This window comes from Ahrensia marina, assembly GCF_042140245.1.
In the GTDB taxonomy this organism is placed as follows: domain Bacteria; phylum Pseudomonadota; class Alphaproteobacteria; order Rhizobiales; family MH13; genus MH13.
In genome coordinates, this window is record NZ_CP159483.1 from 3768810 (window position 1) to 3792031 (window position 23222).

The window sequence follows — 23222 nt, forward strand, 5'->3', positions numbered from 1 at the left end:
TGGATTCATTGCTTCGACCTACTCCACCGTCACTCTTACGCCAGCAAAGTATCCCCCGGTCACATTTAACAAAATCTTGATTTTGATAGGAAAATTGAGTCTTTCACAAGTAAAACCTGAAGTTGTATAGAGACTTTACTACGACCGTTTTTGCTTTCCCCCTTCTCATCTTTGGTCTGTCTCCAACCGACTGAAACACGGCCATTTCTGCGCACAAGCAGTCGGTCGCCAAGCACATCAGCGTGATTTTTGAGGTACGCACCTCATTTTTTTCTTGCTTTGAGGTGCGTACCTCAATTAGGTTCTCAGCAATCCTCGAGAAACGCCGCAAAAGGCGGCAGGGGATGTAACGGGAGGACTGTTCCTATGAAGACATTGAAATTCATGGCTGCAACCGCGCTCACCGGCGCGATCGGCCTTACTGGCGCTGTTGGCCTTCCGGCCACCGCCGCGCAAGCTGAAGACCTCACGCTGTGCTGGGCCGCCTGGGACCCTGCCAATGCGCTGGTTGAGCTTTCCAAACAATTTGAAGAAGAGTCAGGCCACACCATGAACTTTGAGTTTGTGCCATGGCCCAACTTTGCCGACCGTATGCTCAACGAGTTGAACTCGGGCGGTCAACTCTGCGACCTGCTAATCGGTGACAGCCAGTGGATCGGCGGCGGCGCAGAGAACGGCCACTATGTGCGCCTGAACGACTTCTTCGACAATGAAGGCATCTCGATGGATGATTTCGCGCCGGCGACCGTCTATGCCTATTCCACCTGGCCGAAGGGTTCAGAAAACTATTACGCCCTGCCCGCCATGGGCGATGCCAATGGCTGGTTCTATCGTCGCGACTGGTTTGAGCGTGAGGACATACGCGCGGCCTATATGGCCGAAACCGGTCAGGAACTGCGCGAACCACAAACGCAGCGTGAACTTCTGCAAATCGCGCAGTTCTTCCAGGAGCGCGAAATCGACGGTCAGACCCGTTATGGCGCGGCCATCTTCACCGAACGTGGCTCTGAAGGCATCACGATGGGAGCGACTGGCGCCCTCTATGCTTGGGGCTTCCAGTATGAAAGCGAGCCGGGCTCCTATGACATGCAAGGTGTTGTCAACGGCCCGAACGCGGTTGAAGCGCTGGAGTTCTACAAAGAGCTTTACGAGACCGCGACGCCTCCTGGCTACACCGACAGCTATATGGGCGAGTCGCTGGACGCGTTTAAGTCAGGCCAGGTGGCCATGGCAATGAACTGGTTCGCCTTCTTTCCCGGCCTTTATGCCGATCCAGATATTGGCGGCGACACGATCGACTTCTTCGTCAATCCACCACAAGAGGTCGCAGCCTCCACGCTGGGCGGACAGGGCATTTCGGTTGTCTCCTACTCAGATAAGCAAGACGCCGCTTTGGAATACATCGCTTGGTTCGCTCAGCCTGAGGTTCAGGCGCAGTGGTGGGAGCTTGGTGGTTACTCGGCACACAATTCGGTGCTGAACGACCCAGGCTTTGTCGATAGCGCGCCGTTTGCCGGCGACTTCTTGGAGGCGATGGCTGGCGTTCAGGACTTCTGGCAGGAGCCAGCCTATGCTGAGCTACTCTTGGCCATGCAAAAGCGCCTGCACGACTACATTGTCGCCGATCAAGGCACGGCCCAAGAAGCACTGGATCTTCTGGTGGAAGACTGGACGGAAGTCTTCGAAGATGAGGGCTTGCTCTAAGCATCCTCCCCGCCAGGCTTTGGCCTCGCGAAAACCTTGGGTCGCCCCACCCTTCCCTGGGCGGCCCATCTTCCAGCGGCCTATCGCTGTTGGGCTTGTAGGGCTGGCATGGTGGGGTTTAGCCTTTGCCCATGCCCAAAGACGTCGAAAACCTAAGGAAATCGACCGGTGTCAGAGAACACGATAGAGCGCGCTGCTAGAGCGACGCCGCCCTCCGTTGCGCGCAAAATCCGGGGGCTTAGCGATCGCGCGATTGCCTGGATTTTCGTCGGACCGTCGATCTTCCTGCTGCTGGCGATCAACATCTTTCCGCTGATCTGGACGATCAATCTGTCGTTCACCAATTTTCGCGCCAATCGGCCAAATCGCGAGGTGGAGTATATCGGCCTGCGCAATTATGAGCGCATCCTCACCGACAGCGATATCTGGCTGACAATGCAGGCCACAGCGCACTTCCTGTTCTGGACCATCGCGCTGCAAGTGGTGATCGGCTTCACGCTCGCCTACCTGATCAACAAGAAGTTCAAGGGCAATGATCTTTGGACCACCATCATCGTGCTGCCGATGATGCTATCGCCTGCTGTGGTCGGCAATTTTTGGACGTTTCTCTACCAACCCCAGATTGGGCTCTTCAACTATGTGATCTCGTTCTTCACCGGCGTTGATCCGTCCTCTTTCCAGATGATCGGGGACGTTAGCCTAGCGCCCTGGTCCATCATCATTGTCGACACCTGGATGTGGACGCCGTTCGTGATGCTGATTTGCCTCGCCGGGCTGCGGAGCATTCCCGACTACATTTACGAGGCGGCCGAAATCGACCGAGCGTCCAAGTGGCGACAGTTCTGGACGATCACCGTGCCGATGGTGCTGCCCTTCCTGATGCTGGCAGTGCTCTTTCGCGGCATTGAAAACTTCAAGATGTTTGACTTGGTGGTACAGCTCACCGGCGGTGGTCCGGGCTCGGTGACCGAACTCACCTCCATCAATCTGAAGCGTGAAGCGTTTGAGAAATGGCGCACCGGCTATGCCTCGGCCTACGCGATTATTCTGTTCGTCACAGTGTTTGGCCTCGCCTCGATCTATGTGAAGGCGCTCAACAAGGTGAAAGAACGATGAGCTTTTCCATCACCGAACCGTCCAAGCGCCAAAAGTGGTTCGCTGGAACACTGGTCATTCTCTATGCGGTGATCACGATGATCCCGCTGGCGTGGATTTTCATCACCGGCTTCAAGTCGCCCGCCGATGCGATTTCTTATCCGCCGCAGGTGATCTTTGAGCCGACGCTGGAAGGCTATGTGAACCTCTTCACCCAGCGCACGCGGCAAACACAGGAGTTTCTGGACGCCAACCCACCGGAAGAATGGTACGATGAGATCGTGCGCCAGTACGACATGGTGATCGTCGGCCCATCGAAGTTCGGCGAGCGCTTTCTCAACTCCGTTATCATCGGGTTTGGTTCCACGTTCCTATCGGTGTTCCTGGGCACGCTGGCAGCCTACGCCTTTAGCCGGTTCCGTATACCGCTTGCCGATGATCTGCTGTTCTTCATTCTCTCTACGCGCATGATGCCGCCCATTGCGGTGGCGATCCCGATCTTCCTGATGTACCGCGAGCTTGGCTTGTCGGACACGCATCTGGGCATGATCCTGCTCTACACGGCGGTGAACATCTCGCTCGCCGTCTGGCTGCTGAAAGGCTTCATCGACGAGATCCCGCGCGAGTACGAAGAAGCGGCACTGATCGACGGCTACACACGCTTCCAAGCCTTCTACAAGATCGTGCTGCCACAGGCTGCCACCGGCATCGCCTCCACGGCTATCTTTTGCCTGATTTTCGCGTGGAATGAGTACGCGTTTGCCGTGCTGCTCACCTCCGGTACGGCGCAGACCGCACCGCCGTTCATCCCGACCATAATCGGTGTGGGTGGGCTCGATTGGCCAGCTGTTGCGGCAGGCGCAACGATCTTCTTGCTGCCGGTCATGATCTTCACGGTGATGCTGCGCAAGCACCTCTTACGAGGCATTACGTTTGGGGCAGTTAGAAAATGATGGCGATGACCAAGTTCTTCTCCGGCCTTTTTGGTCTTCGTCGTGGCGCCTGGGAAATGGTTGCCACCATCCTCATCGCTACCGGTGTGGTGATGCTCATGCAGCCGTTTGCCATTGAGCTCTATACCTACTCTTTCATCGTCACGTTGGTGGGCACAGTGATGTTCATCATTGTCAGCCATTTCCGGGAGTAGCGGGCATGGCCAAGATACCGAACACCATGCCAGCCGATGTCGCCCAGGCGATCAACGCCATGCCAGAACCATCACGCGCGCGGGTTCTGCAACTGCGCGACCTAGTGCTTGCTGAAGCCAGTACGCGCGGCATCGCTCCTCTGGAAGAAACACTCAAATGGGGCCAGCCATCTTACCTGCCTGGTCGTTCTGGCACGACCATTCGCCTTGGTGCTGACGATGTGACGGGCGGCGCCAAACTGTTCGTCCATTGCCAAACAAGCCTTGTCGACGACTGGCGCAGCCGCTTTGGCGACCGCCTTGCCTATGAAGGAAACCGAGCCGTCTTGATTGACCCCGAAGGCCCATTGCCAACCGAAGAACTCTCACTCTGCATCGGCGCGGCGCTCACCTATCACAGCAGCAAGCGAGCGCAGCATGGCTGAGATTATCATCAAGAACCTGCGCAAAGAGTTCGGCGATTTCACTGCGGTGCAGTCCTCCTCCTTCAAGATCGAGGATGGCGAGTTCTTCATGCTGCTTGGGCCATCAGGCTGCGGCAAGACAACCACGTTGCGCATGATTGCCGGTCTGGAATTGCCAACCTCTGGCGAGATCTACATCGATGGCGAAGAGGTCAGCCAAAAGCCTGCCAGCCAACGCGACATTGCCATGGTGTTCCAGATGTTCGCGCTCTACCCGCACATGAATGTGCGCAAGAACATCTCTTACCCGCTTGTTTCGCAAGGCATGCCTGGCGCTCAGGTGAAGGAGAAAGTGGCCGAAGTCGCAAAAATCCTTGGCATTGAAGATATTCTCAATCGATCCGTTGGCGGTCTCTCAGGGGGTGACCGTCAGCGCGTTGCTCTTGGCCGTGCCATCGTGCGCGATCCCAAAGCGTTCATGATGGATGAGCCTCTTGGGGCGCTGGATGCTGAATTCCGCGAACATATGGCCGAAGAGCTACGCGCCCTACACGACCGCATGGGCGCAACGACGGTCTATGTAACCCATGATCAGCTGGAAGCCATGCAGATGGGCGACAAGATCGTCGTCATGAACCATGGTGTGATTGAGCAATTTGGCACACCACAGGATATCTACGACAAACCGGCCACCATGTTTGTCGCCAACTTTATCGGCTCACCGCCGATGAACTTCTTAAAAGGTCATGGCACCCTGGATGTCGGCGCGACGGCGGTGAACCTGCGTCATCATTCCATACTCATTCCGGAGATGCGTGAGCCTTTTGATGGCGACATCACCGTGGGCGTGCGGCCAGAGCATGTGCGTCTGTCGGACGAGGGGTCTTATCGCGGGGAAATCCTCGCCACTGAGTATTTGGGCACCACGCAGATTGTAACCCTTGCGACAGACGCAGGTGAGCTGAAGGCGCGTATCGGCTCAGAGCGCCGCGCGAACGTTGGCGATACTGTGGGCCTTGCCTTCAACGCCTCCACGCTGACGCTGTTCAACAGCCAAACCGGCAACGCCCTGCGCTCCAATCTCAACATTGGCGTTCTCGGCATGGGAGGTGCTCATGGCTGAGGTATCGCTCTCAGGCATCAGCAAAGCGTTCGGATCGACGCAAGCTGTTCATGACATCACCATGGATATTCCTGATGGGGCCTTTGTGGTGCTGCTCGGCCCAACCGGTGCTGGCAAAACCACCACGCTGCGGCTGATTTCTGGCCTTGAAAAACCTGATGCTGGCGACATCCGCATCGGTGGTCATTCGGTCACCGGTCTCACCCCAGCGCAGCGCGATGTGGCTATGGTGTTCCAGCAATACTCGCTCTATCCGCACATGACGGTGCGGGACAATCTGGCTTTTCCGTTGCGCTCGCCCATCCTCAGAACGCCGGAAGATCAGATTGCCAAGAAAGTGCAGGAGGTGGCCGAGGTGCTGCAGATCCCGCACAAGTTGGACAACAAGGCGACAGAGCTTTCCGGTGGTGAAATGCAGCGCGTGTCCATTGGCCGGGCACTGGTTCGCGATCCATCCATCTATCTGATGGACGAGCCGCTGTCGTCGCTTGATGCCAAGCTGCGGACCGACCTGCGGGTGGAGTTGAAACGTATTCAAGCCAACCTGGGCGCAACGTTGCTCTATGTGACTCATGACCAGATCGAAGCCATGACTATGGCCACCCATGTGGGCGTTCTGGATGAAGGCAAGCTGGTGCAATTTGGCTCGCCACGCGAGATCTATGAGAACCCAGTCAGCCACTATGTCGCCGGTCGCTTAGGTCTGCCACGCATCAACCTCTTGCCGGCCGATTTGTTTGCTGGAGCGCCCGATGGTGCGGCCACCATCGGCATGCGCCCAGAGCACATCCAACAAGGTGCCGAAGGCGCTTTTGGTAAACCAGCCAAAGTGGTTCGCGTTGAGCATCTGGGTGACCAAACGCGGCTGCACCTCTCCTTGGAAGGCCATGACATCATTACCCTCACCGATGTGCACACCTCGCTGGAGACCGGCGACACGCTGGCCATTCAACCACGCAAACCACTCTATTTTGCCGCTGATGGCGCTCGCTTAGCCTGAGGACACCGATCATGAAACAGTTCATCAACACCAAAGAGACGTTGGTCACCGAAGCCATTGATGGGCTTCTGCGTACGGCTGATGGCAAGCTGGCGCGGCTGGATGGCTATCCACACATCAAAGTGGTCGTGCGCACGGACTGGGACAGGTCCAAGGTGGCTTTAGTCTCAGGCGGTGGCTCTGGCCATGAGCCCAGCCATGCTGGCTTTGTCGGCCAAGGCATGCTGACGGCGGCAGTGTGCGGTGACATTTTCGCCTCGCCATCGGTTGATGCGGTGTTGGCTGGAATTTTGGCTGTGACCGGCCCAGCGGGCTGTCTGTTGATCGTGAAAAACTACACCGGTGACCGGCTGAATTTTGGCCTAGCCGCCGAGCGGGCACGTGCCCTGGGACACCGGGTCTCGATGGTTGTTGTTGATGATGATGTGGCCCTGCCCGATCTACCCCAGGCGCGCGGCGTGGCTGGCACTTTGTTCGTCCACAAAATCGCTGGGGCCTTGGCCGATCAAGGCGCTGATCTTGAGACGGTGACCAAAGCTGCTCACGGCGTGATTTCCAAAGTGGTGTCGATTGGCATGTCACTGGACACCTGCACCATTCCAGGCTCGCCGAAAGAGGCGCGGATCGAGTTCGGCAAAGCTGAACTTGGCCTCGGCATCCATGGCGAAGCTGGTATCGAGCAGGTTGACTATTCCGGCGCGCAAGAAGCGATGGCCATGGTGGTGGACAAACTTGCGCCGAACATCGGCGATGGACCGCATGTGGCACTGCTTAACAATTTGGGCGGCGCGACACCGCTTGAAATGTCGGTCCTGGCCGAAGAGCTGGCCCGCTCTTCTATCGGCGAGCAAATCACTTGGATGGTAGGCCCAGCACCGCTGATGACATCACTGGACATGCAGGGCTTTTCGGTGTCCTTGCTGCCTATGACGCAGGGTGATCAGGCAGCTTTGTTGGCACCTGTTGCGCCGCATGCATGGCCAGGCTGCCTGCCTGTGGCAGCTGAGGCTGTGCTTCCGTTACCTGACGGTTTGACTCCTATTCAGCCAACCCCCTCCGCCCACGCACGGACAGAGGATTTCCTGACCCGCTGTTGCACCATTCTGATTAGCGCCGAGGATGACCTCAATGCGCTGGATGCCAAGTCGGGCGATGGCGACACTGGCTCGACACTGGCAACAGCGTCGCGCGCCCTGATCGATGCCATGCCGCGCCTGCCTCTGGCAGATACCACGCAGCTTTACCGCGCCATTGGCCAAGAGCTCAGCCAAACCATGGGCGGGTCATCGGGCGTGTTACTGGCTATCTTTTTCGCTGCAGCCGGCGATGCCTCGGCCAATGGCACCAACACGATGGACGCGCTGAAAGCAGGGCTTGATCGTATCTCCCAGGTCGGAGGTGCAGGCGTTGGGGACCGCACCATGATCGACGCGCTGCAACCGGCCCTGGAAGCTTTACCGCAAGGTCTGGGAGCTGCGGCGGTCGCTGCGCGTGCTGGCGCTGATGGTACGGCGAGGATCACCAAAGCTAAGGCTGGTCGTGCCACCTATATCTCTGAGGAAAAACTCGCTGGTCACAATGATCCAGGTGCCGAGGCTGTCGCTCGTCTGCTAGAACAGATTGCAGCAACAGCGGAGTGACGAAAACCTCATGTATCTTGGACTGGACCTTGGAACCTCAGGCCTAAAGGCCGTTGTCATTGATGATGAACAGGCGCTTGTCGCCTCTGCCAAAGCTGATCTGGAGGTTTCACGCCCGCATCCGGGCTGGTCAGAGCAAGACCCAATGAGCTGGATTTCTGCCTGTGAAGCGGTGCTCGCCGAGCTTCAGGGCTCACTGGATATGGCTGCCATTCGCGGCATTGGGCTTTCTGGTCAGATGCATGGCGCAACTGCCTTGGATGCGGCGGACGAGGTTCTTTGGCCCAGCATTCTTTGGAACGACACGCGCTCGGCTGAAGAAGCTGCCGCGATGGATGCTGACCCTGATTTCCGCTCGCTTTCCGGCAACATTGTCTTTCCAGGCTTCACAGCGCCTAAGGTGGACTGGCTGCGTCGGCATCATCCCAACATCTTTGAGAAAATTGCCAAAGTTCTGCTGCCGAAAGACTATCTGCGGCTTTGGCTGACGGGGACCTATGCCTCCGACATGTCGGACGCCGCTGGTACAAGCTGGCTGGATACCGGTGCCCGCGACTGGTCAAACACGTTGCTAGCCAAATGCCACCTCACCCGCGACCAGATGCCAATGCTGGTTGAAGGATCAGCGGTGTCCGGAGACTTGCGCGAGGATCTGGTTCAGCGTTTTGGTTTTTCTAAAGGGGTAGTCGTTGCCGGTGGCGGAGGCGACAACGCCGCGTCTGCAATTGGTGTGGGTGTGGTAAAAGCCGGTGAAGCCTTCGTCTCACTGGGCACGTCGGGCGTGCTCTTCGCTGCCAATGACAGCTACCGACCGGATGCTGACACGGCAGTGCACACATTCTGCCACGCGGTACCAGGCACGTGGCACCAGATGGGCGTGATCCTGGCGGCCACCGACGCGCTGGCCTGGTATGCTGGGCTCGTCGACGATGATCCAGCCAGCCTGACTGGGGCTCTGGGCGATCTTGAAGCGCCAGGCAAAGCGCTCTTCCTGCCTTACCTTGGCGGGGAACGCACGCCACTCAACGATGCTGCCATCCGCGGTGCGTTTCTTGGCCTGGAGCATGCCACGGACAGACACGCTGCCACGCGCGCAGTGCTTGAAGGTGTAACGTTTGCCCTGAAGGACTGCCAGCAAGCACTGGCGGCGACGGGCACCACGCTGGACAGTGTGATTGCAGTGGGCGGTGGCAGCGCATCGGACTACTGGCTTGCTGCGATCGCCACGGCCCTCGGTGTGCGCATTGATGTGCCAGTTGCCGGTGACCTGGGCGGTGCGTTCGGCGCAGCACGCCTCGGCCTTATGGCAGCGACGGGCGCGGGCGCTGAGATTGCAACGCAGCCCACCATGGCCCGATCCGTTGAGCCAAATGCTGCCCTCGCCAGTGCCTTTGAGGATGGATATGGGCGCTACGTTGCTGCACGCGACGCGATAGGAGGGCTCGCTTAGGCGCGTTCTTTTAGAGTCTGCGCTTGGTATCAGGTGTCTTCACAACAGGTGGCGCAGCCTTTGATGCGACGCCGCGCCACCCAGAGAGTTGGTTAGGTCATGCCGCCAACACAGCCCATCAGCAGGACAGACAGGGATGTGAGAACAAGGAATGTGCGCACTTTAAGCATGGTAAGTCTCCTTAGGTTAGGCGGTTAGAAACGGTAAGACACGCCAACGCGGCCAACATGGTTGTTCGAACCACCAACAATGGGTCCGCCGGTGATGGTGAAGGTTTCTTCGGGAACATCGACGAACAGATACTCAATCCGCCCGGTCCAATTGCCGGTGATGTATCCCTCCAGACCGGCGCCCACCGTGAAGCCGACAACCGTGTCGGAGTTGGAAGCGGTGCCAAGCCCCACTTCAACATCAGTCATCGCAACACCGGCCGTGGCGTAGGCGAAATAGCGATCCCATGTATAGCCTGCGCGCACACGCAACGTGCCCATCCATTGCTCTTCGAAAGAGGCAGTGCCGGTGCGCGCATCGATGTCGAGGTAGGAGATATCGCCTTCGATACCCGCCGCCCAATTCGGACTGAGCTGGTGCGTGTAGCCGATGACTGCACCACCTGTGAAACCACCGCCTTCATCCAGTGGACCAATGTTGGTTGGTGCGTTGTTTTGGAATTGACCGCCGGCAAGGCCAGCAACGATGCCGATGTGAAAGCCGGTCCAATTGTAGGCCATCGGTGTGGGTGAGAACGAATACGCATCTGCTGCTTGAGCAGACGCCACGCTGGCTGCAAAGCACGCCGCCGCGAGCATTGAACGTCGCATGACTGAGCCTTTCTATCTGTGCGATCTGATGGCTCAAGCGTAGGAGCCAGCGCGCGCCAGAGACAAGGCATGAAACCCCGAAGCGCCTGGCTACGGGGGTTTGCGAGCACTTTCCGCCTGTCTGTTGCAGGCGCATCCCACACAAAATTGTGGTGATCATTGAAAGTGTGGCCACCCTTGGTTTGTCAGAAACCAAAGGTGGCCACAGCGCTCACATCATGAACGGTGAGGTCGATTTGCTAGGCAGCTTTTGATTCTTCAGCGCCGCCATCGTCTTTCAAGCCTTGCCCGATCAGATAGGTGGGATCGTCAATCGCTTCATCAAACTCCAAGCCGATCCCATCATCGCTGTTCCGCCGCACCGTGCCTATGAGCGTGCGACCATCAGCCATTTCAACGCTGACCTTTTGGCCAACCTCCATACCTTCCACCGGTGCGACCCTGGCGCCTGTCTTGCTGGCATCAACCAGTTGAGTTCTCCGCCGACGGCCAGCATCACAGATGATGACAATCTCAGACATCTTCACGCGCAGAGCGCCGCGACGCTCTTCAACATCCTTGGAGACTTCCGTCAGAAAGCCTTCCACTTGCGTCATTAGGTCTTTGGAGTGCTCGGTAAGAATATCGGCCGTTTGGTTGACTGTATTGGCCTCAGCAGCGGTTTCATCGATGGCTTTGCTCACTGAAGCCACTTTGTCAGCAGCAGTCTCCGTTCCGTCCGACGCTGCGCCAATAGAGTTGGCGATTTCTCGGGTTGCAGCCTCTTGCTCCTCAACCGCTCCAGCAATAGCCGTGGTCAGCTGCCGGATCTCATCGACAGAGTCCGTGATCGCCTGGATCGATTCCACGGTCCCTGTCGTCGATGTCTGAATGCCTGCAATCTGCAGCCCGATCTCCTCGGTGGCTTTGGCGGTCTGCGTCGCCAGCTCTTTCACCTCAGAAGCAACAACTGCAAAGCCCTTGCCAGCCTCACCGGCTCGTGCCGCTTCAATGGTTGCATTGAGCGCCAACAGGTTGGTCTGTTCGGCGATGTCGCTGATCAGTCCGATCACCGTACCAATGCGATCAGCCGATTGCGACAAGTGGCCGACATCCTCATTGGTGGTAGATGCACGCTGAGCAGCGGCATCCATGAGTGTGCTCACCCGGTCTGTCTGGGTAGCAATCTCACGAATGGATGCGGTGAGTTCTTCTGTCGCTGCGGCGACGGTTTGAACGTTTGATGACGCGCCGTTGGAAGCAGCATGAGCAGTCTGCGCCTCGTCTGAAGCGTTGCCTGCCACGCCCATCAAGCGAGCGGCCAGCTCGCGCATCTCCCCAGTTTGCTCAGCAACCTGCTCGGTTGAGCTGGCAATGTTTTCTCGGAATCCTTCAACGATCGTTTCGACATGTTCCTGCCTGCGCAGCTGTTGCTCGCGGTCGTTTTGGGCCTTCTGTTCAAGGTGCTGTCGATCGAGGCCATTCTCTCGGAACACCTCAACTGCTTTGGCCATCTCGCCGATCTCATCAGATCGCCAAGCGCCTTCAACAACAGTCTCAAAATTGTTGGCTGCGATCGAACGCATCGTGGCCGCCAGTTTGCGAATGGGAGGCGCTATGGACTTGGCCACATAGTAGGACACAAGCGATGTGAAGATAATGAGCGCAAGCAGAATGCCTGCCACGGCCCAAAACTCCCGCTGGGCGGCGGCGACGTTGGCGGCGGCAGCCTCGCCAAGATGTATGGCAATACGGTCTTCAACTTGCTTAAGAGCATCGATTCGGCGCGTGCTCACCTCAAACCATTGTGGACCGGTCACGCCCGATATGTCTGTTCCAAAGGGCTCACCAGCGGCCAACGCGCGCAGGGCTTCCACGTCGGCTCCCACTGGGCCTGCCATCTGTTCATCGAAAAAAGCGATATCATCGGGGTGGCCATTGAAGTGGAAGACATCGAAGTAGACTTCCTGCATGGCACCCAGGCGCATGAAGTTGTCGTACACCGTTTGAGAGAACGTGCCGGTGCCAAAACCTGCCGTGCCCATGGCGCGCTCAACGCCCGCACGCTCCTTGCCTTCCAAGAGCCCGATGTAAGCGAGCACTGGGCGCAGCATCGCAGCATCATCGATCACGGTTGCCATACTGGACACGACGCCCAACAGGTCGCGTATGACGGGCGTATAGTACCCTGCCATCTCTCCAACTGTACTTTCGAGCGCATCAATACTGGCACGGCGTGCGCGCAAATCTGCCAGTGCTGTCAGAGCGCTTTGCACAGGTTCATCAATCACATGGATTTTGGCCTCGGAGTCGATCTGCGCCAACGCCGCTTGGAATGCGGCCAACTCGCGGTCGGTCAATGCGCGTTGCGCCTCAATCGTGTCGGCGAATGCTTGACCGCCCGATCCGATGAACCCCGCCGACATCCCACGCTCTTTTTGAAGCTCATGCATCAAGTGGGAAACGGTTGGGGCAAGTTCAGCAACACCCAGAACTGATGTCGAAGACACAATGTACTTGCGCTCATTGATCAGCTTTGAAGCACCCAAACCGATCAACGCGACAAGTGGGATCATACACAAAATGAGAATACGTGTATAAATGTTGACGTTAAGCATCATGCGAGCCATGGCATCTTCCCCTTACGTGAGAAGTTACCTTTTGCCCAACATTCTTAATACAATCCTAGTAACCACAATACGTTACTCAATTTTGACAATAAAAACGGTTTCATTTTTTCCGTTTTCAATATTACAAATCAATACTTATGCTTATGACGTAACGTTAATTACATAACGCAAAAATAAGCCGGCGCAAATTTACACTGCGCCGGCTTACTTATTGTAACGAAGATAATGGCAATTAGCGTGCGCTGGCCACCGCCCGTTTGGTCATCACTTTTACCAGATTGGCGCGATAGGCTGCGTCTCCATGAATGTCCGACAGCATATCATCGGCAGAGACCGCCACCCCGTCGGCGGCTGCCTCTGAGAAGTTGCCGGACAAGGCAGCTTCCATGCCATTGTGGCGAAACACACCATCGGCACCTGCCCCTGTGACCGCAACGCGCACCCCGCCACCCGTTTGAGCGACGAACACGCCTGCCATCGCATAGCGTGACGCCGGGTTGGGAAACTTGGCGTAAGCTGCTTTAGCAGGTTTGGGGAACCTCACCGTTGTGATGATCTCATCTTCATCGAGCGCTGTGGCGAACATGCCATCGAAGAAATCATCCGCTGCGATCTCGCGTTTCGATGTCACCACTGTCGCATCGAGGGCGAGAACCGCAGACGGGTAGTCAGCCGCTGGGTCATTGTTGGCGATAGAACCGCCGATGGTGCCCATATGGCGAACCGCTGGATCACCAATGCCTTCAGCCAGCGATGCCAGTGCCGGAATGTGCGCCTGCACATCGGCACTGGCGGCGACCTCTGCATGGGTTGTGGCAGCACCAATGGTCACTGTGTCACCTGAGACCGACACACCGACCATCCCGTCGATGGCACGAATGTCCACCAAATCGGATGGAGCGGCCAGATGTTGCTTCATGGTTGGCAGAAGCGTCTGTCCTCCCGCCAGCACTTTGGCATCTTCATTGGACGACAAGGCCGAGACCGCTTCGCTGAGCGAGGATGGCTTATGATAGTTGGATGCATACATTGTGCGTCTCCCTACTCTGCAGCTTGCGGCATGGCGGAGGATTGGATGGCAGCCCAAACACGGCTGGGTGTGGCGGGCATTTCAACATCGGTGCCGATGGCATCGACAATCGCGTTGATCACAGCAACCGGTGAGCCGATGGCACCTGCCTCGCCGCAACCCTTCAAGCCCAACGGATTGTTGGGGGATGGGGTGCAGCCATGGCCAATGGTGTAGCTGGGCACGTCATCGGCGCGTGGCATGGTGTAATCCATGTACGAACCGGTGAGCAGTTGCCCATCATCATCGTAGACGACCCCTTCCATCAGCGCTTGGCCGATGCCCTGCGTCACGCCGCCATGCACCTGGCCTTCGACAATCATCGGATTGATGATGGTGCCGAAATCATCAGCGGCCACGAACTGGACGATCTGCGTAACCCCTGTTTCAGGGTCCACTTCAACCTCACAGATGAAACAGCCAGAGGGGAAGGAGAAGTTCACCGGATCGAAGAAGCTGGTCTCCTTGAGACCCGGCTCCATGCCTTCAGGCAGGTTGTGCGCCATGTAGGCGGCAAGGCCGATCTCATGCCACGCCATCTTCTTGTCAGTGCCAGCGATCTTCGCTTCACCGCCTTCGATGACGATGTCATCCTCGGCAGCTTCCAGGCTGTGCGCGACGATCTTTTTCACCTTCGCTTCAACCTTATCCAGCGCTTTCATCACCGCTGACATGCCCACCGGGCCGGAACGCGATCCATACGTGCCCATGCCGAACTGCACCTTGTCAGTGTCACCATGAACGATGGCGACATTGTCGATGGGCAGGCCGAAGCGATCGGCGGCGAGCTGGGCAAAGGTCGTTTCGTGGCCTTGGCCATGGCTGTGCGCACCGGTAAGGATTTCAATGGTGCCCACCGGGTTCACCCGAACCTCAGCGGATTCCCAAAGACCAACGCCCGACCCAAGTGAACCGGCCGCTGCCGATGGCGCCAACCCACAGGCCTCGATGAAGCAGGAATAGCCGATCCCGCGCATCTTGCCGCGCGAGGCAGCCTCTGCCTGGCGTGCAGGGAAACCGGCAACGTCAGCTGCTTCCTGCGCCATGTTGAGCACGGCATCGAAGTCACCAGCATCATAGGCGAGCAGCACTTCGGTCTGGTAAGGGAACTCGCGGATGAAGTTCTTGCGGCGCAGTTCCGCCACATCCATGTTCATCTCGCGGGCCGCTTTCTCCATGATGCGTTCCACCACATAGGTGGCCTCAGGGCGCCCTGCCCCGCGATAGGCATCCACCGGCACCGTGTTGGTGTAGACCGCCTTCACATTGCAGTAGATCGCAGGCATGGCGTACTGGCCCGAAAGCAGCGTGCCATAAAGGTATGTCGGCGTGGCGGTGGCAAACAGCGACGCATACGCGCCGATGTTGGCAATGGTGTCGACCTTGAAGCCAACGATGTTGCCATCGGCATCAAAACCCATCTTTGCCGTGGTCACGTGGTCACGCGCGTGCGCATCGGTCATGAAAGATTCAGAGCGCTCCGCCGTCCAGCGGATGCTGCGACCAGTCTTCATCGACGCCCATAGGCAGGTGATTTCTTCAGGATAGATGTAAATCTTCGACCCGAAGCCGCCACCGACATCCGGCGCGATCACCCGAAGCTTGTGCTCTGGCGCGACATTGTAAAACGCCGACAACACCAGACGCGCGACGTGCGGGTTCTGCGAGGTGGAGTAGAGGGTGTAGTGATCCTCAGCGTCATCGTAGACCGCAATGGCCGAGCGCGGCTCAATGGCATTGGGCGACAAGCGGTTGTTGATCAGATCGATCTCGGTGACGTGGGCAGCGCCTGCCAACCCGGCATCGGTTTTGGCCTCATCACCCACTTCCCAGTCGAAGCACATATTGTTGGCGATCTCATCATGCACCAGCGGCTGGCCTGGATTCATCGCCTCGCCGGTGGCAACTGCCGGAGCAAGCTCCTCATAGTCCACCTCAACCGCTTCGGCGGCCAAACGCGCCAAGGCTTGTGTTTCGGCAACCACGATGGCCACGGAATCACCGACATAGCGCACCTTTTCAGTGGCCAGCGGTGACCAGGCACCGATTTTCATCGCCTCACCGTCTTTGGACGTGATGGCCCAACCGGTGATGATGTCGCCGATACCGTCGGCTTTCAGCTCTGGCCCAGTGTGAACAGCGATCACACCGTCCATGGCAAGCGCGGCGGAGGCATCAATACCCTTGATGCGCGCATGGGCGTGGGGCGAGCGCACAAAAGCCCCGTAGGATTGGTTCTCAACTCGAATATCGTCGGTGTACTTGCCCTTGCCGAGCAGAAACCGCTTGTCTTCTTTGCGCTTTACGCGGGCGCCAATTCCGTCACTCATTGTGTTTCTCCCTTAAGGCTCGCTCACATTTTGGCGGCGGCGTCTTCAATTGCTTTGACGATGTTGTGGTAGCCGGTGCAGCGGCAGATATTGCCTTCCAGCTCATCGCGAATGGCAGCTTCATCAAGTGTCTTGCCGGCGGCCTTGTAACGATTGACCATATCGATACCGGTCATGATCATGCCCGGCGTGCAAAAACCGCATTGCAGGCCGTGATGCTCGTTGAACGCTGTCTGCATGGGGTGCAGATCGCCATTGGCAACGCCCTCAACCGTGGTGACTGAGGCCCCTTCCAGCGATACGGCAAGCGCTGTGCAAGACTTCACAGCTTTGCCATCCACATGCACCACGCAAGCGCCACACTGGCTGGTATCGCAACCAACATGTGTGCCGGTAAGGCGTAAAGCTTCACGCAGAAACTCTGAAAGCAGGGTGGTGTCAGGGACATCGTGGCTTACAGCCTTCCCGTTCACCGTCATTGAGACGTTGGTCATCTAAGGTTTCTCCCAATCAAGCGAGGGTTTGCCCCCGCATCCTTTGTCCGCGCCGGTTGGCCCGGCGGTTATTCTGCCCGGTTTGTCAGGCGGTTTCTTCAACAGGCTCAGGGTTGAGGTGAGCCTGGAAATTGTCGAAAAACTTGCCCGCCAACTTCTTGGCGGTGGAGTCGATCAGGCGACTGCCAAGTTGGGCGATCTTGCCACCGACCATGGCGTGCACCGTGTAGGAAAGGATGGTCTCGCCATCTTCTTCGGTCAGGGTGACATCTGCGCCGCCTTTGGCAAAGCCAGCCACACCGCCCTTGCCTTCGCCCTGAATGGTGTAGCTTTCGGGCGCATTGATGTTGGCCAGTTCCACCTCACCCTCAAAGCGGGCTTTCACCGGACCAATCTTTTGCACCACAACGGCGTGCAACTCATTGTCTGAGGTTCTTTCCAGGCTTTCACAGCCAGGAATACAGGCCCGCAAAACGTCATCATCGTTCAGTGCCTCCCACACCGCTTCACGCGGTGCAGCGATGCGGTGTTCGCCTTGCATGTCCACTGCAAAACCTCCCGATCTTATTCTCGTTACCCGGAGCGTATCTTGTGAAAACAAGAAATCAAGCGACAACACGGCGCAAGAACGGGGTTGCTTATGCAACGTTAGGCTGGATGCACCGCAGCATGCTTATGCATCGACGGGGTTGTTTGCACCCTGCCTGGGTCTCCCAGAGCCTCCGCCAATTCGATCAACGAGCTTACCGAGTGGCATGCATGCAGGCTATCGACATGGGGCAGCATGGTGCGAATGCCGCCGGCCACGGGCGCAAAGCCATCCCAGCGGAGCAGGGGATTGAGCCAGATAAGACGGCGCGAAGAGAGGGCTAACCGCTCCATCTGCGCATCCAGCAGATCAAGTTCGCTGCGTTCCAACCCATCGGTGATTAACAAGACAATCGCGCCACGCCCCAGCACCCTGCGGCTCCACCGCTTGTTAAACGCCTCCAGCGCTGGGCCGATGCGCGTGCCGCCTTCCCAATCGCGTACCTCCTGGCCAACATGTTCCAACGCGGTATCGGCATCACCACGGGCCATGGCACGCGAGATGTTGGTCAGTTCTGTGCCGAAGGTAAAAGCGTGCAAGCGACCCCATTGGCCTTTGCCAGTGTTACTGCTCGCTCGTGATGCATGACCCAGTGCATGGAGAAAGCGCATCACCATGCGAGCATAGGTGGCCATGGACCCCGACACATCACAGATTGCCACCAGATCGGGCGGACGAACCTCTGGCGCACGCTGCGCGATGCGGACCAACTCCCCGCCACGACGCATGGAGGCCCGCAGGGTCGCGCGCGCATCGGGTCGAGCCCGCCGTGTGGTGGGTCGAAGACGCCGCGAGGCAAGCGGGCGCGCATCCAGCGAAAGCGTGGCGACAGCCTTTTCGGCCTCGCGCAGTTCGGCGGCAGACATTTGCTCAAAGTCTTTGGTGCGGATCACCTCAAGCGCTGACCAACTCAGAGCAGCCTCGGTTTCAACCTGGTTGTCTTCGGGCACATCTTGCGGCGGAGGCGGCGGATCGCCCAAGGCATCGGCGGCCCGGCGCGCACCAGCATCGCGCTTTTTCGGCGGCGTTGTGTCCTGCAGCTGTGGCGAGAGCATATGCATCATCGCGTTCAAGAATTCTGGATCACGCCAGAACATGGCGAACACCTGGTGGAACACCTCCAACTGGTCGGAGCGGTGGATCATGGTCGCGCGCAGCGTGTGGTAGAAATCAATGCGGCTGGTGAAGCCTGCCTGCTCAACCGCCCGGAGCGCGGTTTCCACTTGCGCTGTGCCAACACGAATGCCCGCCTTGCGCAATGCGCGGGCAAAATGGATGACATTCTCCACCAAGCGCCCATCAAGATCAGACAGGTGGCGGGTGGTCTGGACCATGGAAGTCAGGAAGCCTTGGCGAGCGTCGCCTGCGCCTCGTCCAGCAAGCGGGTGGTTTCAGCGCCTGCGATACGAGCGATGTCATCCTGATACTTCAGCACCGCGCCCAGCGTGTCAGTGATCAGCTCTGGTGACAGCGCAACGGCATCAAGCGCCACCAGGCATCGAGCCCAATCAATGCTTTCAGCAACGCCTGGCCCTTTGAAGAGATCCTCTTTGCGCAAGCCTTGCACGAACGCCACGACCTGCGCTGACAGTGTTTCGGTGGCTTCGGGCACGCGCGCCCTAACGATTTCCAGCTCGCGCTCAAATGCTGGATAATCCACCCAATGATAGAGGCAACGGCGCTTCAACGCGTCATGGACTTCTCGTGTGCGATTGGAGGTAAGGATCACGACAGGGGGTTCGACAGCCCGTATCGGTCCAAGCTCTGGAATTGTCACCTGGAAGTCCGACAACACTTCCAGAAGAAACGCTTCAAAGGGTTCATCGGTACGATCCACCTCATCGATGAGCAGTACCGGTGGGCCTTCGGCATGCGGCTGCAAAGCGTCAAGCAGCGGACGGCGAATAAGGTAATCGCTGGAAAACAGCTCCGTTTGAAGCTCTTCACGATCGGCATTGCCCGCCGCTTCAGCGGTGCGGATCGTGATCATCTGCGCGGCAAAGTTCCACTCATAGATCGCTGAAGCAGCATCCAATCCCTCATAGCATTGCAGGCGGATAAGCTTTCGCCCAAGGCCGCTTGCCAACGCTTTGGCAATCTCGGTCTTACCGACGCCAGCTTCGCCTTCCAGAAAAAGGGGCTTGCCAAGCGAGAGCGAGAGAAACGCCACGGTCGCAAGGTCGCGCCCGCAAACATAGTTCTCTCCAGCCAGCATGCTGATCGTCGCATCGATGGAAGAAGGCGGCGATGTTGTGGTGGTTGGTGCATTGGGGCTGGTCAAGGCGCGTCCGTTTTGCTTTGTCTTGGAGAGACGATGTGGATCGCGACCCTAAAACGGAGCACATGGCGGTGTCTAGAAAGGCCGCCAAAAGAGCAATGATGACGATTCTTGATGCCACGACCAGCCCGGCAAAAGACCCTATCCAGGCGCTTTTGGATGGGCCGGACGATGCTGTGCTCACCGTGATTGCTGGTGTTGAGGGCCCGTCTTATCGTCCGGTGGGTGCGATGATGAGTGTGCTTGGCCCACGTGAACGCGCGGGCACGCTATCGTCTGGATGCGTGGAATCTGACATTGCGCTGCATGCGATGGATGCACGCGAAAAGGGTCAGCCCACCGTTGTGCGTTACGGGCAGGGATCGCCTTTCATGGACATTCAGCTGCCCTGCGGTGGTGGCTTGGACATCGCGCTGCTTCCAAAGCCGGACCGAACTGTTTTGGCCCAAGTGGCCGAGAACCGGCAGGCGCGGACCCCTTGCACGCTGGCGATCGATCTCATCACCGGAGCGATGAGCCTGGAAGACCAAGGCCAGACAGGGCGCAACGGCGACATGCTGCGCGTGCATTTGGAGCCCGACATTCGTTTTCTGGTGTTCGGTAAGGGACCTGAAGCGAGCACCTTCGCTGCGCTGGTGCAGTCTGCGGGGTATCCCAACCTGCTGCTATCGCCTGATGCTGAAACCTTGGCTGATGGCAGGGCTTCCGGCTGCCCAACACAGCATTTGACACGTCAGCTTTTCCCGGAGGATTTGGCCGTGGATGATCGCACCGCGGTGGTGCTTTTCTTTCACGATCATGATTGGGAGCCGCCGCTTTTGGCAGGTGCGCTAAAAACCAACGCATTTTACATCGGGGCGCAAGGCAGCCAGCGCGCTCGCGATGCACGCTTGGCCACACTGACAGCCATGGGCGTTGCAGAGCCTGACCTCGAGCGGCTGGTTGGACCGGTCGGGCTGATCCCGTCAGCACGCGACGCTGGCACGTTGGCTGTCTCGGTTTTGGCTGAGGTGCTTGCTCGCGCCATGACCCCCAAAATGACCTCACAATGACCCAAACATGACGACCGTTGGTCTGCTGCTTGCCGCCGGACACTCGCGTCGGTTTGGCGAGGTTAACAAATTGCTTGCCCCCTATCGCGGGAAGCCTTTGGTGAGCCATGCTGCAGATGCGATGCGTGATGCTAAGCTCGATCATCTGATTGCAGTGGTAAGCGATGATCAGGTCGCGAAGCTGCTCGATGGTTTCGATCTGTGCAGACTAACGGCGGACGGTCTGCCCCAGTCCGCCAGTTTAAAGGCCGGAATTCTGCATTGGTCCGCCCTTAGTCCGCTCACTTTAGCAGACCGTCCGCCGCGAATTCTGGTCATTTTGGGTGATATGCCCTTGGTCACGAGCGATCATTTGCGCGCCGTTGTGGATCGCTGCACAGATCATTCTGCGTCTGCTAGCACCGATGGACAACGCCGCATGCCACCAGCCTGTTTTCCGGCCTCAAAGATCGATGATCTGTTGGAGGTCACCGGTGATCGCGGTGCCGGACCGTTGCTCAAAGCCCTGCCCGATGAAGCACTGGTGCATGCCTCGCCTGCGATGCTCAAGGATGTGGATACAGTAGCCGACCTCGACTAGCTGATATCCACCGCCTGGCCGGTTTCCAGCGATTGCTGGGCTGCATCGGCAAGCATCTGGGCTCGTAGTCCATCATGGATCGATGGCGATGGCGTTGCGCCTTTGCCAACGCTCTCCACGAAATGCTCCATCTCACGGGCGTAGGCGCGAGCATAGCGTTCCAGGAAGAAATGCTGCGTTGGCGCGCCTTGGAACCCATCGCCATTGGCAAGAACAACGGAGTGCTCGTGCTGGTTCTCGCCCTTCAAAAGACCTTTGGAACCATGCACTTCGATGCGTTGATCATAGCCATAGGTGGCGCGGCGGGAGTTGGAAATCTGGCAGATGCGACCCGATGCCGTTTGTAGGGTGACAGCGGCGGTATCGACGTCGCCGGCCTGTCCGATTGCCGGATCGACAAGGCTTGATCCAACCGCATGCACCCGGATCGGTTCTTCGGCCAGAAGAAACCTGGCCATATCGAAATCATGGATCATCATGTCGCGGAACAAACCACCGGACTGCTCGATGTAACTAACAGGCGGTGGCGATGGATCACGCGAGAGGATTGTCACTAGCTCGATATCGCCCACAACCCCTTGACGAAGCTGGCTTTCCAAATGGGCAAAGCTTGGGTCGAACCGGCGGTTGAAGGCGGTCATGAACGGCACGCCAGCGGCCTCGACAGCCGCGATGCATTGGCGCGTGCGCTCGGTGGAAAGGTCGATGGGCTTTTCGCAGAAGATCGCCTTGCCAGCCCGTGCCGCCTCATGGATCAGATCAAAGTGTGTGGTTGTCGGTGTGCAGATCGCCACCGCGTCCACTTCACCGGAAACGATTAGCTCTTGTGATGCCATGACCGGCACATCGTATTTCTCGCCCAAGGCGTTGGCAGCAGCGGGCATCGCATCACTGACAGCGGTGAGCTTTGCGCCCTCCACACCGGCCAGTGTAAGAGCATGCACCTGGCCGATACGACCACAGCCTAAAAGTCCGATACGCAGCATCTAAACATTCCTTTGAGGGGGCGCACGAAAGGCCCGGATAACCGCCCGAGCGGCCTGCTCCACCGGGTCATGGGTTTCTTTCAAAATCTGCACCCGATCAAAGCGATCCGGGTCAGCACTGACCGCCGTTCGTAGCGCCTGCCCAAACGCCATGCGCAACTCGGTGCCGATGTTGAACTTGCAAATTTTGGATGTCGTTGCCAGGTGCGTGCGCTGCGCCATCGGCACGCCAGAGCCGCCATGGATCACAAGCGGTGTGTCGCTCAGGGCCTCAATGGCGCGGATACGATCTTCATCCAGGCCATCGTTGCTTTCCTGCTGGAGATGCACATTGCCAACCGAGATCGCCATAGCATCAACGCCTGTTTCGCGGGCGAACTGGGCGGCTTCTTGCGGATCGGTGCCTGCCGATGCTTCACCGCCGTCATAGCCGACGAAACCAATCTCGCCTTCGCAGGAGATACCGGCGTCGTGGGCAAGCTCAGCAATGCGCGCGGTCTCGGTGATGTTGTCGGCCAGTGGCTTGCGCGAACCGTCGAACATCAAGCTTGTGAAGCCACTGTCCAAGGCCTCCTGGCACTCTTCAAACGTGTAACCATGATCAAGGTGCAGCACGACGGGCACAGATGCGTTTTCCGCCAGATGGCGCATCATTTTACCCAACACCGGCAACGGGGTGTGTTCGCGGCAACTTGGCCCAGCTTGCAGGATCACCGGCGCGTTTTCTGCTTCAGCGGCGGCCACATAGGCGCGCATATCTTCCCAACCAAGGCACACAAGACCGCCAACGGCATGGCCGTTTTTTAGGGCAGGCTGAAGAACCTCAGCGAGGGTCGCAACCGTCATTTCAA

21 protein-coding genes are annotated in these 23222 nt (G+C 58.1%); 11 read left to right on the forward strand and 10 right to left on the reverse strand.

The genetic code is table 11. The features are described from left to right. Nucleotides 1-366: 366 nt before the first annotated feature. From ABWH92_RS18215 to xylB, 9 genes are all read left to right on the forward strand, one after another. Complete coding sequence (locus ABWH92_RS18215; RefSeq protein WP_375570840.1) at nt 367-1704, forward strand: ABC transporter substrate-binding protein; 1338 nt, start codon at nt 367-369, stop codon at nt 1702-1704. A gap of 168 nt (nt 1705-1872) precedes the next feature. Beyond that, nucleotides 1873-2820: a carbohydrate ABC transporter permease gene (locus ABWH92_RS18220; RefSeq protein WP_375570842.1), complete on the forward strand. Its 948-nt coding sequence runs from the start codon at nt 1873-1875 to the stop codon at nt 2818-2820. Beyond that, the gene (locus ABWH92_RS18225; RefSeq protein WP_375570844.1) at nt 2817-3752 is read left to right on the forward strand and encodes a carbohydrate ABC transporter permease; all 936 of its coding nucleotides are present in this window, start codon (nt 2817-2819) and stop codon (nt 3750-3752) included. Before ABWH92_RS18220 ends, ABWH92_RS18225 begins: the two co-directional genes overlap by 4 nt. A gap of 5 nt (nt 3753-3757) precedes the next feature. Beyond that, nucleotides 3758-3946: a hypothetical protein gene (locus tag ABWH92_RS18230; protein ID WP_375570846.1), complete on the forward strand. Its 189-nt coding sequence runs from the start codon at nt 3758-3760 to the stop codon at nt 3944-3946. Nucleotides 3947-3951: 5 nt separating this feature from the next. After that, a complete protein-coding gene (locus ABWH92_RS18235) occupies nt 3952-4371 on the forward strand; it encodes a DUF1801 domain-containing protein (RefSeq protein WP_375570847.1) in 420 nt (139 codons plus the stop codon). After that, entirely contained in the window at nt 4364-5473 is a 1110-nt protein-coding gene (locus tag ABWH92_RS18240; RefSeq protein ID WP_375570849.1) for an ABC transporter ATP-binding protein, read from the forward strand. Before ABWH92_RS18235 ends, ABWH92_RS18240 begins: the two co-directional genes overlap by 8 nt. Next, on the forward strand, nt 5466-6473 hold the full coding sequence (locus tag ABWH92_RS18245; protein WP_375570851.1) for an ABC transporter ATP-binding protein: 1008 nt from the start codon (nt 5466-5468) through the stop codon (nt 6471-6473). Before ABWH92_RS18240 ends, ABWH92_RS18245 begins: the two co-directional genes overlap by 8 nt. Nucleotides 6474-6484: 11 nt before the next feature. Next, on the forward strand, nt 6485-8113 hold the full coding sequence (locus ABWH92_RS18250) for a dihydroxyacetone kinase subunit DhaK (RefSeq protein WP_375570853.1): 1629 nt from the start codon (nt 6485-6487) through the stop codon (nt 8111-8113). A gap of 10 nt (nt 8114-8123) precedes the next feature. After that, nucleotides 8124-9563 (forward strand): xylulokinase, encoded by a 1440-nt coding sequence (xylB, locus tag ABWH92_RS18255; RefSeq protein ID WP_375570855.1) that lies wholly within the window; start codon nt 8124-8126, stop codon nt 9561-9563. A 194-nt stretch (nt 9564-9757) separates the two neighbouring features. Here xylB and ABWH92_RS18260 read toward each other — a convergent pair whose 3' ends face one another. The 8 genes from ABWH92_RS18260 to ABWH92_RS18295 all read right to left on the reverse strand — a co-directional run bounded on the left by ABWH92_RS18260 (nt 9758) and on the right by ABWH92_RS18295 (nt 19690). After that, nucleotides 9758-10384 (reverse strand): outer membrane protein, encoded by a 627-nt coding sequence (locus tag ABWH92_RS18260; protein WP_375570857.1) that lies wholly within the window; start codon nt 10382-10384, stop codon nt 9758-9760. Nucleotides 10385-10623: 239 nt separating this feature from the next. After that, complete coding sequence (locus ABWH92_RS18265) at nt 10624-12993, reverse strand: methyl-accepting chemotaxis protein (protein WP_375570858.1); 2370 nt, start codon at nt 12991-12993, stop codon at nt 10624-10626. A 232-nt stretch (nt 12994-13225) separates the two neighbouring features. After that, the gene (locus ABWH92_RS18270; RefSeq protein WP_375570860.1) at nt 13226-14023 is read right to left on the reverse strand and encodes an FAD binding domain-containing protein; all 798 of its coding nucleotides are present in this window, start codon (nt 14021-14023) and stop codon (nt 13226-13228) included. Nucleotides 14024-14034: 11 nt separating this feature from the next. Continuing rightward, complete coding sequence (locus ABWH92_RS18275) at nt 14035-16392, reverse strand: xanthine dehydrogenase family protein molybdopterin-binding subunit (RefSeq protein ID WP_375570862.1); 2358 nt, start codon at nt 16390-16392, stop codon at nt 14035-14037. A gap of 23 nt (nt 16393-16415) precedes the next feature. Further along, the gene (locus tag ABWH92_RS18280; protein ID WP_375570864.1) at nt 16416-16886 is read right to left on the reverse strand and encodes a (2Fe-2S)-binding protein; all 471 of its coding nucleotides are present in this window, start codon (nt 16884-16886) and stop codon (nt 16416-16418) included. 85 nt (nt 16887-16971) lie between these two features. After that, complete coding sequence (locus tag ABWH92_RS18285; RefSeq protein ID WP_375570866.1) at nt 16972-17433, reverse strand: CoxG family protein; 462 nt, start codon at nt 17431-17433, stop codon at nt 16972-16974. Nucleotides 17434-17534: 101 nt separating this feature from the next. After that, nucleotides 17535-18809: a VWA domain-containing protein gene (locus ABWH92_RS18290; protein ID WP_375570868.1), complete on the reverse strand. Its 1275-nt coding sequence runs from the start codon at nt 18807-18809 to the stop codon at nt 17535-17537. A 5-nt stretch (nt 18810-18814) separates the two neighbouring features. After that, nucleotides 18815-19690, reverse strand: coding sequence for an AAA family ATPase (locus ABWH92_RS18295; protein ID WP_375574287.1), 876 nt, complete (start codon nt 19688-19690; stop codon nt 18815-18817). 161 nt (nt 19691-19851) lie between these two features. Here ABWH92_RS18295 and ABWH92_RS18300 point away from each other — a divergent pair, with 161 nt between their 5' ends. Both ABWH92_RS18300 and ABWH92_RS18305 read left to right on the forward strand, forming a co-directional pair. Then, entirely contained in the window at nt 19852-20805 is a 954-nt protein-coding gene (locus tag ABWH92_RS18300) for an XdhC family protein (RefSeq protein WP_375570870.1), read from the forward strand. Between the two features lie 7 nt (nt 20806-20812). Continuing rightward, nucleotides 20813-21385, forward strand: coding sequence for a nucleotidyltransferase family protein (locus tag ABWH92_RS18305; protein ID WP_375570872.1), 573 nt, complete (start codon nt 20813-20815; stop codon nt 21383-21385). Here the strand turns inward: ABWH92_RS18305 and iolG are convergent. Then, on the reverse strand, nt 21382-22371 hold the full coding sequence (gene iolG, locus ABWH92_RS18310) for an inositol 2-dehydrogenase (RefSeq protein ID WP_375570873.1): 990 nt from the start codon (nt 22369-22371) through the stop codon (nt 21382-21384). The genes ABWH92_RS18305 and iolG overlap by 4 nt on opposite strands. Further along, nucleotides 22372-23217, reverse strand: coding sequence for a class II fructose-bisphosphate aldolase (locus ABWH92_RS18315; protein WP_375570875.1), 846 nt, complete (start codon nt 23215-23217; stop codon nt 22372-22374). Nucleotides 23218-23222 lie beyond the last annotated feature (5 nt).

Excerpts from the sequence above, each read along its gene's own strand:
- ABWH92_RS18280 (WP_375570864.1), bottom strand. The coding sequence starts at position 16,886 with ATGACCAACGTCTCAATGACGGTGAACGGGAAGGCTGTAAGCCACGAT.
- ABWH92_RS18265 (WP_375570858.1), bottom strand. The coding sequence starts at position 12,993 with ATGGCTCGCATGATGCTTAACGTCAACATTTATACACGTATTCTCATT.
- ABWH92_RS18240 (WP_375570849.1), top strand. The coding sequence starts at position 4,364 with ATGGCTGAGATTATCATCAAGAACCTGCGCAAAGAGTTCGGCGATTTC.
- ABWH92_RS18245 (WP_375570851.1), top strand. The coding sequence starts at position 5,466 with ATGGCTGAGGTATCGCTCTCAGGCATCAGCAAAGCGTTCGGATCGACG.
- ABWH92_RS18250 (WP_375570853.1), top strand. The coding sequence starts at position 6,485 with ATGAAACAGTTCATCAACACCAAAGAGACGTTGGTCACCGAAGCCATT.
- ABWH92_RS18275 (WP_375570862.1), bottom strand. The coding sequence starts at position 16,392 with ATGAGTGACGGAATTGGCGCCCGCGTAAAGCGCAAAGAAGACAAGCGG.
- ABWH92_RS18225 (WP_375570844.1), top strand. The coding sequence starts at position 2,817 with ATGAGCTTTTCCATCACCGAACCGTCCAAGCGCCAAAAGTGGTTCGCT.
- iolG (WP_375570873.1), bottom strand. The coding sequence starts at position 22,371 with ATGCTGCGTATCGGACTTTTAGGCTGTGGTCGTATCGGCCAGGTGCAT.
- ABWH92_RS18235 (WP_375570847.1), top strand. The coding sequence starts at position 3,952 with ATGGCCAAGATACCGAACACCATGCCAGCCGATGTCGCCCAGGCGATC.
- ABWH92_RS18260 (WP_375570857.1), bottom strand. The coding sequence starts at position 10,384 with ATGCGACGTTCAATGCTCGCGGCGGCGTGCTTTGCAGCCAGCGTGGCG.
- xylB (WP_375570855.1), top strand. The coding sequence starts at position 8,124 with ATGTATCTTGGACTGGACCTTGGAACCTCAGGCCTAAAGGCCGTTGTC.
- ABWH92_RS18300 (WP_375570870.1), top strand. The coding sequence starts at position 19,852 with ATGATGACGATTCTTGATGCCACGACCAGCCCGGCAAAAGACCCTATC.
- ABWH92_RS18315 (WP_375570875.1), bottom strand. The coding sequence starts at position 23,217 with ATGACGGTTGCGACCCTCGCTGAGGTTCTTCAGCCTGCCCTAAAAAAC.
- ABWH92_RS18295 (WP_375574287.1), bottom strand. The coding sequence starts at position 19,690 with ATGCTGGCTGGAGAGAACTATGTTTGCGGGCGCGACCTTGCGACCGTG.
- ABWH92_RS18270 (WP_375570860.1), bottom strand. The coding sequence starts at position 14,023 with ATGTATGCATCCAACTATCATAAGCCATCCTCGCTCAGCGAAGCGGTC.
- ABWH92_RS18230 (WP_375570846.1), top strand. The coding sequence starts at position 3,758 with ATGACCAAGTTCTTCTCCGGCCTTTTTGGTCTTCGTCGTGGCGCCTGG.
- ABWH92_RS18215 (WP_375570840.1), top strand. The coding sequence starts at position 367 with ATGAAGACATTGAAATTCATGGCTGCAACCGCGCTCACCGGCGCGATC.
- ABWH92_RS18305 (WP_375570872.1), top strand. The coding sequence starts at position 20,813 with ATGACGACCGTTGGTCTGCTGCTTGCCGCCGGACACTCGCGTCGGTTT.
- ABWH92_RS18290 (WP_375570868.1), bottom strand. The coding sequence starts at position 18,809 with ATGGTCCAGACCACCCGCCACCTGTCTGATCTTGATGGGCGCTTGGTG.